Below are 619 nucleotides of genomic sequence, written 5' to 3' on the forward strand. Positions count from 1 at the left end.
ATGGACGGCGAAGGCGTGCCGCAAGCTGTGCGGCGTGACCGGCTTGGACAAGCCGGAGAGGTCGCCCGCTTTCGCGCAGGCTTGCGCGACCGCATCCCTGGTGATCGGCTGGCCGACGCGATCGTCGGGGAAGAGCCAGTCCACTGGTCGGCGCACCTTCCAGTAGCTGCGCAGGATCTCCAGGAGCTTGGGCGACAGCGTCACATAGCGGTCCTTCTGGCCTTTTGCCCTGCTCGACGCGGACGACCATTCTCTGGCTGTCGATGTCGTTGGGCTTCAGCTGAACCGCCTCCGAGATGCGCAAGCCGGCGGCATAGCACGTGGTCAGGATGACGTGATGTTTGACGTCGAGGACGCAGCCGAGGAACCTTAGAACCTCCTCGGGACCGAGGACGATCGGCAGCTTCTGTGGGTTCTTGGGAAGCGGGAGGACCTCTTCAGGCGCCCAGTCCCTTTCGAGCGTCACACTGTAGAGAAAGCGGAGCGCCGCAATGGCGGTGTGGATCGAGCCGGGCGCCAGCTTCTTCTCGTTGGTCAGATGGACCTGATAAGTCCGAATGTCCTCGCGCCGGAGCAGGTCCGGCGATTTGCCGAAGTGCCGTGCGAACAGCGACACCTG

General features: G+C 63.8%; 1 pseudogene. It reads right to left on the reverse strand.

The window, feature by feature from the left end:
* Positions 1 to 619, reverse strand: a pseudogene (locus ACWGS9_RS35165) (site-specific integrase); the annotation flags it as partial.

Source organism: Mesorhizobium sp. Arg314, from assembly GCF_053714275.1.